The sequence below is a fragment of the bacterium genome, from assembly GCA_035527515.1.
Classification (GTDB): Bacteria; B130-G9; B130-G9; order B130-G9; family B130-G9; genus B130-G9.
The window spans coordinates 13,168-28,467 of sequence record DATLAJ010000001.1; the positions used below are offsets into that span (position 1 = coordinate 13,168).

The following is a 15,300-nucleotide window of genomic DNA, read 5'->3' on the forward strand; positions in this document are numbered from 1 at the left end:
CGAAACAAGAATCCGATAACCCACATGGGTGAGTCAGAAGTCATAGCAATGGCGCTTGGAAGGGAATTACGAGGTGGCCTTGTGCTCTTGGACGAAAGAGCTGCAAGGTCAGTTGCCTCGAGAGAAGGAATTCACATCTCAGGTTTTCCGGGCTTGCTTATCCTAGCGGCAGAACATAGACTCTTAGGGCCTGAGCACATAAGACAAATGTTGCAGCAGTGTCGTGAGCAAGGAACTCACTATTCCAAAAAACTGATAGAATTCGCTTATAGAAGAGTTAAGGAGGTCAGTCGTGACGACCAAAGCGATTCACGAGCCTGAAGAGGCGCTGATGGATGTACACGAGGTCTGGGAGGACTTCTTGAGGCTCAAAGAGTATGAGGTAGGGCAGGACTTTCGGACTGTGGCCATTGATGAGCAGACTGATAGACTGATCCAAGAGATTGTTGACAGGGGGATTTGTCGAGATGCAACCGAGGTCATTGTCAGAGCTGTCAGGGGCTTCTTTGCCGCAATATGGCCACCGGCTCCTGAGAAAACGGACAAATGATCGAGGAGTTCGATGGGACTACTGTCATCGTCACCGGCTGACGCGCTAGAATTAGTTGGCGGTTGGCAGTTCCTTCATCGTTCATCCTTCCGCCTTCATCCTTCAGTGAGTTGGCGGTTGAGGGCCATCGTGCAATAGGGTAACTTGCCCTCATGAGGGTCTGATAATCGCTCAAACGGAGGCTGGTATGGCAAGCAAGACATATCGAATTGTCCTAAGGCACGAGCCCGAGGGCGGCTACACCGTGACCGTTCCGTCTTTGCCCGGATGCGTTACATTCGGCGCGGACATCACTGAGGCGCGCGCGATGGCGAAAGAGGCGATCTCTGCATACCTTGAGAGCATGGCGAGGCACGGGGAGGTCATTATCGATGACACCGCCAATGTGGCCGCACAGAACTGAGGAGATGAGGCATGGGAACATTCTCAGTAAGGGTTACGTTACGCAACTGGCAGAACAGGTTCCTGCCCGAGGAGAAGCGTGGCGAGGAGGTTGTCTGCGATGCGATCGTCGATTCTGGCGCGGTTCAACTGGCACTACCAATCCAGATCGTGGAGCGACTTAGGCTTCTTCCAATGGACAAAACGACTGTCTTCACTGCCGACGGCGGCAGCCACGAATACCGCGTTGTAGGCATTGTTGAGATTGAGGTGCAGGGCAGGAAGTGCGCGGTGCAAGCCATAGAGATTCCACGAGACACAAGGCCACTGCTGGGAGCAGTTCCGCTAGAGCAAATGGACTGGCACATCGATCCAGTGGAGCAGAGGCTGGTCGGCAGACCTGAATCGCCCGACAAGCCGCTTTTGCCATTAGTTTAGTCAGTTGGCAGTTGGCGGTTGGCCGCAGAGCGAAGCAATGTAGGTGAGAAACTGCTAATGGATGAGATAGAGCTTGAGAGTCCGAAGGCGAGTCCGGCGGAGACGCTTCGAGCCTATTCGTTCTTCTACAGCGAGACGACTCTGGGAAGGGAGGCGTTCTCTTTCGTCGCCGTGCAGATTATTCTCATCTCGGTATATCTGTTGACTTCGTTCTCCCAGAGCCAGAACACGGAGCTACAATCAATCATTTCTAATATACATTTCTGCGTGTTTTGGGCAGGGGTGTATTTCGCCATTGCCAAAATTAGAGATGCTTACAAGCGACACTGCCGGAGACAACGGCTACGGATAAGCGTGTGGGAGCACGAGATTAAGACATTCTGCGCCAAAAGGGGCACCATTGTCCTCGCGGCGCTTCCACCCCCAGTGGCGCTCGCAGTCTGGCTGACACTGTTCTTCATTAGGCGACCATTGTGAATAGATTGTATTTGCCATTTGCTCTGCTACTCCAGAACGTCCGTTGAACCGAGGTAACATGTGAAGACAGAACTGATAGCCGCGACTTTCGGCGAGCGCAGTTATAGCCTTCATTACGGCAGCGACATTTTTGGCCTACTGCCCGGAGTGCTTGAGCAGAAGGGCCTAAACGGCAATGTTCTGATTGTCAGCAATCCCATAGTCAAAGAGCTGCACGGCGAGCGGCTTATGGCAGGCCTGCCGAAGAAAGATGCGAGCTGGGCGCTCATCCCCGCCGGGGAGCGGCATAAAAACCTCGAGACGGTCAGCAAGCTCTACGTGGAGTGCGCAAAGGCCCGGATGGACCGCGAGGGCTGCATCATCGCGCTTGGCGGCGGTGTCGTTCAGGACATAGCCAACTTCGTGGCCGCGACTTTCAAGCGAGGCGTTCCGTTCGTTCAGATACCGACATCGCTCCTTGCACAGGTTGACATCGGCATCGGTGGCTGCGCGGTGGACCATCGCCTCGGCAAGAGCCTCATCGGAACGTTCTACCAACCGAGGGCAGCGGTTCTCGACCAGAAATGCCTCGAGACGCTTCCTGAAAGTGAGTTCATCAACGGCATCGCTGAGATAATCAACAAGGTGGCGGGCCTGGGTGGCAAGACCTGCGAGCTGAAGACCGATATGCCCGATATTGTCTCTCGGAACATGAACAGGGTGCTTGGCTACATTATGGAGGCGAACCGGATCAAGATAGCGATAATCGAGCGCGACGAGACCGGGCTTTCTGGCGAGCGTCTCGTGCTCGACTGGGGCCACACGATTACGTATGCGATTGAGAAGGTCACGAATTACGAGATGGCGCACGGGACAGCGCTGGGAATCGGGATGCACGGTGCGGCAATTCTTTCGAGGGAGCTTGGCTATATGCCGGCAAAACGCGTTGAGCTCCTGCGGGAGGTGATTTCGATGGCCGGCCTCCCGACGCATTTGCCGCCAGAGATCGAGCCTGCGAAACTCGTTCTCGCGATGCGTAACGATGCTAAGGCCCAGAACGGGACGCCCAGGTTCATACTGCTCAAGGACTTTGGTAATGCGTTCCTGTCCGAGCCGATCCCAGACGTGGAGATAGAGCACCTATTGAGGCAGCTTCAGCACTAGGCCGTGCGCAGTCCGGCGACTCAGCGCCTCCCTCGGTAATCGAACCGCCTCCTCGCTTTCTCACGATGCCGCTCCTGCGCAAGCTGTATCAACCTATCAACAAGCTCGGGGTATGAAACGCCGGATGCCTCCCAGAGCTTGGGATACATGCTGATGTCGGTGAATCCCGGGATAGTGTTGAGCTCGCTTAGATAAACTTGTTTCGTGGCCCGTTCCATCAGAAAATCCACCCTCGCCATCCCGCTTCCATCCAGTAACTTGAAAGCCCGGACCGCGCAGCTCCTGATGTTGTGCGAGGCGCGTTCGCGTATCTTTGCCGGGATTACCAGCTCCGACCCCTTATCAACGTACTTGGCGTCGTAGTCGTAAAAGTCGTTGCACGGCACCACCTCACCCACGACCGAGGCGATAGGCTCGTCATTGCCCAGGACGCTGCACTCCAGCTCGCGACCGTCAATGGCTTTTTCAACGATGATCCTCCGGTCGAACTCCAGCGCCGTGTTGATAGCGCTGCTCAGCGCCTTTGCCTCGTTGACCTTGGCTATCCCGACGCTAGAGCCGGAGTTAGATGGTTTGACGAAACATGGGTAGCCGATCCTCGCTCTAATCCTACTCTTGACTCGCCTTGGCTGCTGCTGCCATTCCCACGTGGTTACCTCGATGAACTTGGGGACGGAGATGCCATCTGCATCCAGCAGCCGCTTCATCGTGATTTTGTCCATGCCCACCGCTGAACCGAGCACACCGGCGCCAACGTATGGAACGCCCGCCAGCTCGCAGAGTCCCTGAATGCAGCCGTCCTCTCCAAAGCTCCCGTGAACCATCGGCACAACAACGTCAATACGCCCAGTGCTGCCTACCTGAGGACTGCTGTTAAGCTGCGAGTCCGCTTTCGTGAAGGCATGAGACAGAAGACCCATCTCCTCCCCGCATCCCGGCACCACTCTGTCCCCGATTCCCTCCATGCTAGCGCCCAAAAAATACCAACGGCCGTCCCCATCCACGCCTATGAAAACCGGCTCGTATTTGCTCTTGTCCATCGCTCCTGCAAAGGACCTGGCCGAGACCACCGAGACCTCGTGCTCGACCGACTTTCCGCCAAATATCACCGCTACCCGCAGTCTGCTCGATGTCATCAAAATCAGTCCTTGAATGGTTCGAAGTTGGCGAAATCACAGTGGAAGATTATGTTCGCCTCGATGCTGCGATACCCTCCATCACCCTCTTTGGAATGCACGGCCACGATGTGCAAGACCTCGACAGGCAACCCGGCACGCTCGCACACCCAAACGCCCGAAAACGGATGACGCAGCATCTTCCCGTAGTAACCCTTCACGTAGCCCTCGTCCGTCCTCTGATGCTCCAGAACCTTGCCGACATCGTGCAACAGCCCGCCCACCGCCACCAGGTCCCGGTCGATCTTGACGCGGCCCCCGTAAGACGATGCCATAGCGTCTGCAAGCGAAAGCGCCGACCTCGTTACGGCCCGGATGTGTTGGGCCAAACTGATCCCACAGCCTTTCGCAAGCAGCGAGAACGGCATCTCATTCATGGCAGAAGGAGCTATGCCAGCCGCCTCGAGCGCGATCTGCCAGGCGTAAACAGCCTTACACCTCAACTGCTCATCCTCGATCAGGGCGATCTCGGGAAGCACACGGCTCAGTTCATCATCAAAAGACATCTCAAAAAACCTTCTCGAAGATTGTCTCCATAGTTATGCTATAAGCATACAGCTCCACTTTCTGGAATGCAAGAACATGGGCCGACCCCCAAGAATCAGATTGACCGTCTGGGCGACAGATTATTTGTGGAGTGCGGCGGCTTGACGCCGCTTTCATTGGCGGTGGTTTGACACCGCCCTCTGATAGACATCTATCCTGAACCTGGAAGCCGCCATCGATACAACCGCACGCTTCTTAACAGAGCGCACGCCGCGTCAGGCCGCGGCGAGCCAAAGCCGGCGTCAGGCCACTTAAGCAAAAGCGTTGCCCAGCACAACTCCAAGACAGAATGCGGAAACTTCTGTGGACCGGGACTTGACAATTTGGACTGGCGGCATCAGTGTTACGGATGGTTGGCGTTCGCCCAAAATATGAGGTGATGTCGCTTGATAAAAAAGACGCTGTGGCTCTGCGTTGTTGCCTATATGTTTGGGCTGTTGTGGGTCTCGTTCTTTCAGAATAGCGTCCCTCAAATAAACAGCCTGCGGAGGCAGCGAGATGCGTGGGCGCAGAAGGTTAAAGAGAGGTCTGCGGATAACCTCGCCTTAGCGAGGCAGATCGAAGGGCTTGAGACTGATTTTAGATACACGGAGAAGAAAGTCAGAGAAGACTTGCTGTTGCATAAAATTGATGAGCTGGTAATTCTAGTTCCGGATGAGTGGAAGCAGTAGAGCTGACAGCTAAGTTTGCGCACCTTTTTGCGCAAGCTTAGCTATCCCCTTTCTACAATTGTTGCGGGGTGGAGCAGTCTGGTAGCTCGTTGGGCTCATAACCCAGAGGTCGTCGGTTCAAATCCGACCCCCGCAACCATACTCTTGGCGGTGTAGCTCAGCTGGTTAGAGCACGCGGCTCATATCCGCGGCGTCCGGGGTTCAAGTCCCTGCACCGCCACTTACTTGACAATCAAAGCAAAACCCACTATAGTGATAGTGTAATTATACTATTATCCTTATTGGCTATCGATCATAGGGAGTGTTTTCTTTAATCGACTGCATGTCTGAGAAACATCGCCGAAAGTCCTGGCGGTGTTTTTCCCGGATGCAGGCCCATTGTCAGGAGTGATAGATATGAGATTCAGATTCGCCTTTTTGGCAACGGCCATCCTCGTTGCGTTGGCGCTGTCAGCGCTTGGACTAAGCAGCACTTGGCACCCGGGGGCCTTGACTTCTGGCCAATCAGCAGATCACTCGGGCAAACTTGGTGAGGATCAGCAGTTGGCGCCCACTAACAGTGTGCCGGCCTCGAGAGATCGGACAGATACTGATCCTTCTAGTCGGGCCGACCTGCTGATGTTACACCCAAGAACGTTGCCTTCTGCGCCGTCAAGTGGTTTTGAACTTATGGACTACGATATTTATTCTGAGCAGGTCAACTACGACGGCTTTGAGACTGGCGGCAACCGATACAGATGCCAGGCAATGGCCATCCAGCAGTTCGGCACGGAACTTTACGTGGGAGTAGAAGGTAGCAACGACACTGGTTCCAACCGTTCGGAAGTCTGGCGCAGCGGTTACCCGCCAAGTGCCGGAAGCTGGTATCAGGTGGCCGAGGACGGTTTTGGTGATTCGGGCAACCAGCACATTGATTCTGCAGCTGTCTTCAATAACAAGCTATACATGGGTGTGTGCAACAACGCCGGATGTCAGGTCTGGTGCACAGACGGGTCCGAGGAGACGGGTAACGCGCCGTATCTCAACTGGACGAAAGTCGCCGAGAACGGCTTTGGAACCACCCCCACCGACAACTGTAACGCATATTGTATGACTGTGTTCAAGTCCTCCGATAACATAGAACGTCTGTACGTCGGCACGTTGAATACGAACACGGGCTGCGAGGTCTGGCGCACGAACGGCTCCTTGAAAGATGGAGGGCCAGAAATGAAGTGGGAGCAGGTCAACTACGGTGGCTTTGGCAGCAGCGAGGCCGAGAATGAACCCGACAACATCTGTGTGATGGACATGATCGTCTTCGAGGACCAGCTCTACGCGGGAACGTGGAATACGGACCATACCCAATCGACGGCAGGCCGCATATTCCGGTACACTGAAAATGGCAAGGATTGGACGGAGGTCTGGGATGGGAACGTTGGGGGCAATTGCTACGCTATAGCTGCGCGGTGTTTCGCTGAGTTCAAGAACCAGCTGTACGTTGGCCTTTTCCACAATGCGGGTTCGGGTGATGACATTTTCAAGTCATCGAATGGCTCAGCTGGGAGTTGGAACGGTGTTTGCATTATAGATGGGACGAATGAAAGTGACGTCATAGACCTGATTAACTTCTATGACACGAACGAGGACCCTCCTACGAACTGGCTTTACGCCACTACGGGCCAGGGGACCCTGGACTATGTCTGGCGCTACGACGGGACAACCTGGGAGAAAAGAAGCACGGATGGATTCGGAGACGATTATAACTACTCCCTCTTCTGTATGGGGACCTTCGCCGAGAGCCACAAATTCAATGGTCTTTTCATCGGCACCTGGAATGATGATACAAGTGATGATATCCCTGAAACGGGAACGGGCACGGAAATATGGCAGACGCCGATCGGTGACTGTACTTACATCACGCTGGACTCGTTCGAGGCGACCGCGCGCGACGATGGCTCAATACTCCTTCGTTGGAAGACCGGAACAGAGCTCGGGACCGCCGGCTTCCACCTATATCGAAGCGATTCGCCGGACTTTCAGTCGTTCGAGAAGATCACGCCCAAGCTCATCGACGCAACAGGGACGCTCGAGGCGGGCGGCGAATACGTCGTGCTCGACAGGTCCGCAAGCCCCGGAGTCCTTTATTACTACTTCCTCGTGGAGATAGACGTCAACGGCAAGATGTCCGCCTTTGGGCCTGTTCAGGCCAGAGCCAAGATACCCCAGCCCGTGTCGTTCGAGATGTACTCCGCTATAATCCAGATGGACACGTTCGGCGTGTAGGAATGGATGAAGTGGGTTGTTGGACCCGCGCCGAGTCCAATGCCCTCATCTGTCGATCTCTTGTCGTCTCATTCACGCGTAACGCGGCCAGAATAGCCTCTGACCAGCTCAATCTGTTCGTTTGCGAACGGTCCAACTCTCAGCGCCAGCAGACAGCAGCAGCATAACTGCAAACACAAGCAAGAAGTTCATCGGGACGCGGTGACGCGCCGCACCTACGTTGACAGCCGAGGAGACTGCACAGCTATAAATTTGCCACGTTACTGACAGGAAGAACACTCTGCGCAAAGCCACAACCTTGCCAGGAGAGAAGGCAATGCGCTTTGCAAACGCAAGCTGAATCGCGATTATGACAGGTATCATAAGGAATAAGCCGGATGCCACAAACTCAACCAGGCTCCAGACCAACTGGAGCGGTCTTGAGTTCCCGAACGACAGCTTCGAGACGGCCGGAAACCAGTAATTGACGCAGGCATGGCCGACGATTGCAAGATATTGCATGGGGGCCGCTAGTATCAAGCGAACCTGCAGCCGGGTCAAATAGCTGCACTGCTCCCCGATGCCCATTCCGGTGAGCTTCCTAAGCTCAGGCTCAGCCTGCCAAATATACATCAGCCCGGTGTGCGAGCTGCCCCTGGCAACAAGGCTCCGGTCCCTGTATTTGATCAAGAGCTCCCGCACCTCAGCGTGAGAATCCGGTATCCTCTCAAGCACAGGAACAGTTCTTGTGGCGAGAAACTGACCCTGCATGGTGCTCAGACCGAACCAACCAAAACGGACATAATTGGTGAAACTCCAGCCGAGCACAAAGACAGCGAAAGGTAGCAGAAAAGCGACTGTCATTTTGAGCATTTCCCCACGGCTGAATCTACGTTTTTTGCGCACAAAGGTAGCAGCTAGGCAAAAGATAAGAGTGAGCGGCGAAAGCAGCATAAACGTTGGACGAACAAGCGCGACCAGAGAGCAACACACTCCCGCAAGCCATACAGGAACGTTGGCGAGGTTGTTTGGCTGACTCACACTAGACGCCTCTTCTCTCAGGAACAGGTAGCAGCCCAAGAACCCAAGCGAAAGAAGCAGCTCCGCGGGTGACTCAGTCATTATATACGCACAGTGGTCAGCATAAGGTGGAAGCCACAGAACGACCGCGGCACCGATAGCAGCAATGATTGGTAGCCCCAGATCTCGAATCACGTAAACAACTACCAGCACTACGACACCGTGCATCAAAAGATGCAGCAAAAGCAGCAAGCGAGCGTCCGAATCGAGGGTCGTCACCCCCGTCAACAGAGCCGGAAAGAGAGCCAGAGGCACACGGTGAGGATTTGTGGGAAAACGCAGGTCTGCGATGTTTCTGGTGTTAACCAGATAGCCCTGGGTATCAGCTGAGACGCGTGCGTACTTCCAGACCCCCCAGTAAACCAACGCTGGCAACACCACAAGAAGCACCACGGACAACAGCTTAATCCGGGTAGTCAACAGGCGCTTCGCATGTTGCACGGAATCGTGTGACATGACAACGGCCTCTAAGAAATTGGGAAACTGACCAACCAGTCAAATCAACAAGAACAAGAATACGTCTGTCGCCCTCGCGCGTCAACCCCCGCAAAATCAGCTGATGTTGGAATAGGGGTTGGATGATACACCCCATTAGGCATACAGCTGACCAAAAAGGTCCATAAAGAAACGAACTAGAGCCAGATAGACGTCAACGGCAAGATGTCCGCCTTTGGGCCTGTTCAGGCCAGAGCCAAGATACCCCAGCCCGTGTCGTTCGAGATGTACTCCGCTATAATCCAGATGGACACGTTCGGCGTCTAAACGGCTGCTGGTTCGCGGCTGAGGTTTGCGGGTTGCAGGCCGTGGCCGGTGAGGGTGATATGGCCGCGGATGGTCTTTTGTGCGGTCGGCGCTTGCTGCCTCTACATGTGTCAATCGGTCCAGACCGATGATGCGCCGGCCCTGGTATAGAAATAAGCCGTGCACCCGCCTTTGACCAGAGGCCCCCGCGATACCAATCGCAGCCAGCTCCAATCAGGCACCCCTGCGGCACACGAGAGGGTCTGCTTACCGCTGCTCCCTTCCGGGCCTGACGGGGTTCACAGAGTCTCGTTGCGCAGGACCCGACCTTCAGCACCGCTTACGACGGTCAGGCCGAAAAACCAGCTGGCCGGGGGCGGGCATTCAACCCTGCTATAGCGGATTGCAGGTTCAGGGCACCGCTGGCTCCCCGTCTAGCACGGCTTGTTATCTCTACTGGATATACACGCAGCTCCCACCAAGATTGCTACAAGGCGTTAGTGTATCGGGATCAAATAGCAGAATATAGAATGTGTTGGATCCTTTTGGGCAGAGCGATGTATTGAATGAGGCAAGCTCGAAGTCGTCTATCGAGAATCCCGCATCAAGCGTGAACGGGAAGACCGTGAGTTCAGGCTGCCAGTTGAGGTAGAAGAGCATGTCTCCTTGGGGAGAGACAAGAGCGATCGCCACGAGGACGTCCCGAGCATCCTCGAAATTGGTGCAAGAGACATTCAGCGCGATTGTCTCGTTCTGGTATGAAAAGCGCGGCACGGACAGTTGCACCTGGATTGGAGGCGCGAGAGCATCAACCTTCCCGCCGATGTTCAGCGAGGGGTCCCCGAAAGTTATAGATTCCATCACAGTCTTCATGTCATAGACCGACGGGGACCACCAGGTGTTGATGTAGCCCTCTATGCCTTTCAGAAACATCTCGCCAACGGAGCGATAGCCGTTATTGTGAGCGCGAAGTATGAGCCTGTTTACCTTCGCCGCGTAATAATAATTCCAGCTCGAGCCAGAACCGGCACCGTAAGCAACGCGTGTGGCCCCTACGTATGCAATTGCGCCGCCCTCGACGCATTGCACGAATGTCTCACCGATGCAGTCCCCGATGACGGGGAACTGCGGATGTTCCGAGTTCTCGTTGTCGAAGCCGGCCGTCTCGCAAGCGGCAGCGGACACGAACGGCAGCATGTCAGCATTGGTAAGGCGGCTGAGGTCGTCGGCGAAAAAGTAGTTCCCCATTCCGAAGGCCCATCCCTTGTATGTGCCATGCCCGACATAGGTAGCGAAGCCGCAGCCCTTGCTTACGTAATGAAGGACGCTTAAGTTCGTCAAAGTCGCATCTTTGTCGAAGGTCCCTGTCGTATAGAGCTTCACGCAGTCGTAGTTTGAGAAAACGTCCGAGGCGAGCTGCTCGCTGGCGCATTCGCCCTCCGGGGCAGGCCCCGAAACAACGGACCCACACAAGACCGCGTCGTGGAACCAGGGCGATGTGTTCGAGACGTTCAACTCATAATTGATTATGTGCGAGACCATGAGACTGAGATCGGCTGTTCGCCCTACAGGGAGCCTCGAGAAGAGGATATCCGGCATCAGATCAACCTGGTCGGGGTTGGGGCTCCTTGATGATGATTCGCCGTAAACGTCGTTGTCATTGGCGTCCCACGTGCAGAACTCGCCGTCCGCATCGTAGAGATCGGCGTAATAGAGGTCGGACGGGACAAGATGGCCGTCCGTCACGTTTGAGTAGTCGTCGTAATTGTCCCAGACATCAGCGTATCTGACTGGAAACTTGTCGGCGTCACCGATGGCAAGAACGAAGCGCACATCGTGGTCCTGAAAGCACTGAGAGATGAAGTATTTGAGCTTGGCCTGGTCATCGTAGCCGTGGGAATTGGCCGAGGCCTCCTCGAGCGTAACGAGGACTGTCCTGAGGCCCATGAGGTTTTTGTGCAGGATGAGGCCGCTGAGCGAATCGGCGAACTCCTCGGGGCTGATAACAAGCAGGTCCCACTTCTCACCGCCGCTTTTGCTCGTCAACTTGGCACGCTCAAGCGAGTAGGAGACCTTAACCTCGGCCGACGAAAGCGACCGAAGCCTCATCTCGCTCGCGAGATACCGCACCGGATACATGGTGATCGTTACGAATTTTTTCAAGCTCCAGTCGGTGAGGTCCCGGCCGCCGCTCACCCGCATCTCGGCCCAATCCCTCGGGAACCAGGCGGACTCCTCGAACTTGGGATTCGCAAGCGGCGTAAACAAAGATGGGTCCGACAATGGCATGGGGCCTTCGGCAACCTGAAGCGGCGCGGGCAGCGCGAACTCCTTGAAGGACGCGCCACAGACCTCGAGCCGAACGTCTCGCGCCTCAAGCGGGAGCGTCACATTTATTGTTTTATACGGAATCTGGGGGCAGAGACGGCCCTCGATCCGCTGCTCGCACTCCGCAACATCGACCCGTTCAACACCGTCAACCTCTATCATCGACGGCTGAGAGAACTCGACCGGCAGCTTGATAAGCCGCTCCATGTCGGATGGATTGCTTGCCGCTGCTGCGCTGCTCGAGCCAACAAGACAACTCGCTGTCAATACCGCAACCAAGACGACTAACGAATGCGTGAAAACACTTCTTGTGACAGCCAACTGAAATCTCCCCTTTTGATATTCAAGAGTTCTGGGCCAAGCTACCAATCACAACCTCGAAAGAAGACGGCTCGTGAGCTTTGCCGTGAAATCCACAATCGCCATCAGCCTCGCGTATTGCATCCGCGTGGGCCCTAATACTCCAACAGTTCCGAGCACCTGATTGTTGCACTCGTATGACCCTGCGACAAGCGAGCAATCGTTAAGGTCCTGGATGTCGCACTCCTTGCCTATGAATATCTTTGGCCCACCGGATAGACATTCATTCAGTATCCTGATCAGCCGCGACTTCTCCTCCATCGCTATCAAGAGGGCCTTGAGTCGCTCTAAGTCCCTGGAATCCTCGTTGTGAATTATGTTCTGCATCGTCCCCACGTAGAGCTTCTCCGCCTCTTTCCTGGTCGGGAAAGCCTCCTTCGATACCCGCAGGGCAAGGTCGAGCAACAGGTCGAAATGCCGGCGCTCATCCTTTATCTGAGTTTGAATCTGCTCCCGGATATTCAAAAGGGAGTGGCCCTTGAAACGGTCGTTGACCAGCCGAGCCAGCTTGTCCAGCTGCTCCTGGGGTATCTCCTCGTCAAGTGTTATGACTTTGTTGGTCACGATGCCGCTCTCCGCGACGATGACGGCCAGAATCCGGCGGTCATGAATGTGGATGAAGTCCACGCGCCGGCAAGCAATGCCAGAAAGGTCCACCAGCGAGGCGATGCCAGTCTGCCCCGTGAACGTGGATAGAAGCTCCGAGGTCTTCGTCAGCAGATCATCTATGGAAAGCGATTGGTCATCATAATGTCCCTCGATCGATCTCTTCTCGTCAGGGGTAAGCGTCTCGCTGGACATCAGGTTGTCAACGAAATACCGATAGCCCTTGTCGGTCGGGATTCGCCCGGACGAGGCGTGCGTCTGGCAGATGTAGCCCGCTTCCTCCAGATCGGCCATTACGTTCCTTATTGATGCTGGACTGAGCCCCAACCCCGTTATCTTCGAGGCAGTTCTGGAGCCGATGGGCTCGTTTGTGCCTATGAAGTGCGCAACGACGCTCCTAAGCACCTCTCGCTGCCGAGCGTCAAGGCATTCTTGGTTCACGTTATTTCCCGGTGTTTCTCAAATAGAGAATCTCAAAACTTTGCACCGATATAATATGTGCAATAACTCGCGGGATGTCAAGCACACGGAGCCGTGCCGCAATAAAGGTCGCAACGATCCCTGCCCCTCCGGCAAAGGTATGAAACACGAGAATACTGCGGCAGAGAGCCTCTGCCCTCGTAGCTACTTTTTCCGGTTGCCAGAGACGGTCGGGTGGCACGTGTCGAGCTCGCCTCAACGCTCTGCCGCCGGTTCCGGCAGGGCATTTACCGCATTAGAGCTCCTTATGATGATAATCAGGGTTAGAGCGAGCGACCATATTGTAAGGATATGCGAGTATGGTCCCAGCAGAATCATTCCCTTGAAGAATGGCTGGAGCGTGCCCACAGTCTGATAAGTCCACCTGACCGCCAGAAATATCGAACATGCCAGGTAGAATCTCTCGGGCGCTTTCTGGAGCTCGAGTCCGTGGCGGCCTAGGAACCGGTTGTAATCCTTCGCAAATCCCCATATTGACCTGAACACCCACAAGAGCTGGAAGATGGGGATCAAGAGCAGCCAGGCAGCAGCCGCCGGCGATGTGCTGGCCTCACCGTCCTGAATGGCCTTCCAGACCCTGTAAATGAATGTCAGCAGGACTGCAATCGCAAATACCTGTATTACAGCAGCGAGAAAAACGAGCAAGGTGAATGTGTCTTTAGTGATGGCGTCCTGGCTCTTGCCGTTCAGCATGAACCAGGTCAGGAAGTGGAAGGCGGGTACACTGAAACCGTAGGCCAGGGTGTAGAAAGCTGTGGAGATTCTCTTTCGCCTCATGTTGCCCCTTCCGTCAAGCTGCCTCAAGAGACTGATACTACGTCGAGAATAGGCCAGGTCAGTGGGGCTTTGTCCAGCCCCTTCGTGGCTGCTTCTCTGTTTTGCTGGCTTCCGATCCCAGCGTTGCGCTTGTTAGGGCTCGATCCCTACAATTACTAGGGGAACGGCGGGAACACCGCGACCTTGTCGGACCACGTTGTAAAGCTCCCCCTCATAATACCCCACGCCCGAGCTCATCTCGGTTTGCATCGATTTCATTGGGAGGATTTCCGGCTTTCTGGGGATCGTAAACCGGCCTGTCCATTGGGCGTGTCCGCAAAGTGCCGTCAATCTGCTGCTCAATTCTCTCGCGAGCGATTTGAACATATTGGGGCATTATTTCCGCCCCAGCACCCCTGCGACCGTGCCGAATGGCGGCGATTATGGTAGTTCCAGTCCCCAAAAAAGGATCAAGCACCCAATCGTCGTGATTGGTCATGGACAGAACGAGTCGCTCGATCAGTTCAACGGGGAACTGGCACGGATGCTCGGTTTTCTCCACGTGGTTGCTCTTGACATTGGGTATGACCCATAGGTCGGTGGGGTTTTTGCCCTTCGGATTACCGGACAGCTGCCCAGCGTGAGGGCCCTTGAAATGCTTTTTGCCCGGATACTTCTGTGGGACCCGGACAGGGTCCAGATTGAACGTGTAATGGTCCGACTTTGTGAACCACACTATCGTCTCGTATCGACCCGAGAAGCGCTTGCTGCAGTGAAGCCCATGACCGAAATGCCAGACAATCCGATTGCGCATCTTCAATCCTAGCTTGCTGAAAACAGGGTATAGAACAGTGTCAAGTGGGATAATTGATCCATTATCCACGTAATTACCTACCTGCCAGCAAATGCTGCCTTGGGGCGACAACGTGCGGACGCATTCCTCAATAACTACTGCCTGTTGCTTGAGATAGGCCTCGAGATTTAGCCTTTTTTCATACTCTTTGCCGATGTTATATGGCGGGGAAGTGACTATGAGTTGCATGGCCTCATCCGGGACTTGCTTCAGCAGTTCCATGCAGTCTGCGTGGCAAAGCACAATGCGCTCTGACAGGTCAAATCTGTCAGATATGCTGGCACGATCGAACACGTTTGACACTGAAGTCACTAACCCTCCCCTCAAACACCAGCCACGCATTGACCAACCGATGGCTTAGCTAAGAATAGGCCACTACGATGTAACAAGTCAAACCACTCATCGCTTTCATCGCATGCGCTTTCTCACCAGCAAAACACAATGCCGCGGCCGATTCTAATGGCCTGTCCAAAC

General features: G+C 54.9%; 14 protein-coding genes, 2 tRNA genes, 1 other RNA gene and 1 pseudogene. 9 read left to right on the forward strand and 9 right to left on the reverse strand.

The window, feature by feature from the left end; all coding sequences use genetic code 11:
- Window positions 1-292 precede the first annotated feature (292 nt).
- The 5 genes from VM163_00040 (at window position 293) to VM163_00060 (ending at window position 2,989) form a co-directional block, all read left to right on the forward strand.
- Window positions 293-550 (forward strand): hypothetical protein, encoded by a 258-nt coding sequence (locus tag VM163_00040; GenBank protein ID HUT02270.1) that lies wholly within the window; start codon window positions 293-295, stop codon window positions 548-550.
- Between the two features lie 187 nt (window positions 551-737).
- A complete protein-coding gene (locus VM163_00045) occupies window positions 738-953 on the forward strand; it encodes a type II toxin-antitoxin system HicB family antitoxin (GenBank protein ID HUT02271.1) in 216 nt (71 codons plus the stop codon).
- An 11-nt stretch (window positions 954-964) separates the two neighbouring features.
- Entirely contained in the window at window positions 965-1,369 is a 405-nt protein-coding gene (locus VM163_00050; protein HUT02272.1) for a clan AA aspartic protease, read from the forward strand.
- 57 nt (window positions 1,370-1,426) lie between these two features.
- Window positions 1,427-1,846 carry a hypothetical protein gene (locus tag VM163_00055; protein ID HUT02273.1) on the forward strand — a complete coding sequence of 140 codons (420 nt, stop codon included), beginning with the start codon at window positions 1,427-1,429 and terminating at the stop codon, window positions 1,844-1,846.
- 60 nt (window positions 1,847-1,906) lie between these two features.
- Window positions 1,907-2,989: a 3-dehydroquinate synthase family protein gene (locus VM163_00060; GenBank protein HUT02274.1), complete on the forward strand. Its 1,083-nt coding sequence runs from the start codon at window positions 1,907-1,909 to the stop codon at window positions 2,987-2,989.
- A gap of 20 nt (window positions 2,990-3,009) precedes the next feature.
- On the opposite strand, the gene VM163_00065 is transcribed toward VM163_00060, so the two are convergent.
- Window positions 3,010-4,125, reverse strand: coding sequence for a D-alanine--D-alanine ligase family protein (locus tag VM163_00065; protein HUT02275.1), 1,116 nt, complete (start codon window positions 4,123-4,125; stop codon window positions 3,010-3,012).
- A gap of 5 nt (window positions 4,126-4,130) precedes the next feature.
- Window positions 4,131-4,670 carry an HD domain-containing protein gene (locus tag VM163_00070; protein ID HUT02276.1) on the reverse strand — a complete coding sequence of 180 codons (540 nt, stop codon included), beginning with the start codon at window positions 4,668-4,670 and terminating at the stop codon, window positions 4,131-4,133.
- A gap of 426 nt (window positions 4,671-5,096) precedes the next feature.
- Here VM163_00070 and VM163_00075 point away from each other — a divergent pair, with 426 nt between their 5' ends.
- From VM163_00075 to VM163_00090, 4 genes are all read left to right on the forward strand, one after another.
- A complete protein-coding gene (locus tag VM163_00075; GenBank protein ID HUT02277.1) occupies window positions 5,097-5,381 on the forward strand; it encodes a septum formation initiator family protein in 285 nt (94 codons plus the stop codon).
- Between the two features lie 62 nt (window positions 5,382-5,443).
- Window positions 5,444-5,520 (forward strand) — tRNA-Met (locus VM163_00080).
- Between the two features lie 7 nt (window positions 5,521-5,527).
- Window positions 5,528-5,601, forward strand: a tRNA-Met gene (locus VM163_00085).
- Window positions 5,602-6,050: 449 nt separating this feature from the next.
- Entirely contained in the window at window positions 6,051-7,643 is a 1,593-nt protein-coding gene (locus VM163_00090) for a hypothetical protein (protein HUT02278.1), read from the forward strand.
- Between the two features lie 108 nt (window positions 7,644-7,751).
- Here VM163_00090 and VM163_00095 read toward each other — a convergent pair whose 3' ends face one another.
- The 7 genes and pseudogenes from VM163_00095 to VM163_00125 form a co-directional block, all read right to left on the reverse strand.
- Window positions 7,752-9,122, reverse strand: a complete 1,371-nt coding sequence (locus tag VM163_00095; protein ID HUT02279.1) for a hypothetical protein — start codon at window positions 9,120-9,122, stop codon at window positions 7,752-7,754.
- 499 nt (window positions 9,123-9,621) lie between these two features.
- Window positions 9,622-9,886: signal recognition particle sRNA large type (ffs, locus tag VM163_00100), an RNA gene on the reverse strand.
- 10 nt (window positions 9,887-9,896) lie between these two features.
- Window positions 9,897-12,092, reverse strand: a complete 2,196-nt coding sequence (locus VM163_00105; protein HUT02280.1) for a C25 family cysteine peptidase — start codon at window positions 12,090-12,092, stop codon at window positions 9,897-9,899.
- 48 nt (window positions 12,093-12,140) lie between these two features.
- The gene (gene hrcA, locus VM163_00110; protein HUT02281.1) at window positions 12,141-13,178 is read right to left on the reverse strand and encodes a heat-inducible transcriptional repressor HrcA; all 1,038 of its coding nucleotides are present in this window, start codon (window positions 13,176-13,178) and stop codon (window positions 12,141-12,143) included.
- Between the two features lie 234 nt (window positions 13,179-13,412).
- A complete protein-coding gene (locus tag VM163_00115; protein ID HUT02282.1) occupies window positions 13,413-13,994 on the reverse strand; it encodes a hypothetical protein in 582 nt (193 codons plus the stop codon).
- A 132-nt stretch (window positions 13,995-14,126) separates the two neighbouring features.
- Window positions 14,127-14,264: pseudogene (locus tag VM163_00120) on the reverse strand (restriction endonuclease).
- The gene (locus VM163_00125; GenBank protein ID HUT02283.1) at window positions 14,206-15,129 is read right to left on the reverse strand and encodes a site-specific DNA-methyltransferase; all 924 of its coding nucleotides are present in this window, start codon (window positions 15,127-15,129) and stop codon (window positions 14,206-14,208) included. Before VM163_00125 ends, VM163_00120 begins: the two are co-directional and overlap by 59 nt.
- Between the last annotated feature and the right edge of the window lie 171 nt (window positions 15,130-15,300).

Bases quoted from the DNA above. Each gene is read 5' to 3' on its own strand.
- VM163_00070 (HUT02276.1), bottom strand. From the start codon at position 4,670: ATGTCTTTTGATGATGAACTGAGCCGTGTGCTTCCCGAGATCGCCCTG.
- VM163_00055 (HUT02273.1), top strand. From the start codon at position 1,427: ATGGATGAGATAGAGCTTGAGAGTCCGAAGGCGAGTCCGGCGGAGACG.
- VM163_00065 (HUT02275.1), bottom strand. From the start codon at position 4,125: ATGACATCGAGCAGACTGCGGGTAGCGGTGATATTTGGCGGAAAGTCG.
- VM163_00045 (HUT02271.1), top strand. From the start codon at position 738: ATGGCAAGCAAGACATATCGAATTGTCCTAAGGCACGAGCCCGAGGGC.
- VM163_00115 (HUT02282.1), bottom strand. From the start codon at position 13,994: ATGAGGCGAAAGAGAATCTCCACAGCTTTCTACACCCTGGCCTACGGT.
- VM163_00050 (HUT02272.1), top strand. From the start codon at position 965: ATGGGAACATTCTCAGTAAGGGTTACGTTACGCAACTGGCAGAACAGG.
- VM163_00090 (HUT02278.1), top strand. From the start codon at position 6,051: ATGGACTACGATATTTATTCTGAGCAGGTCAACTACGACGGCTTTGAG.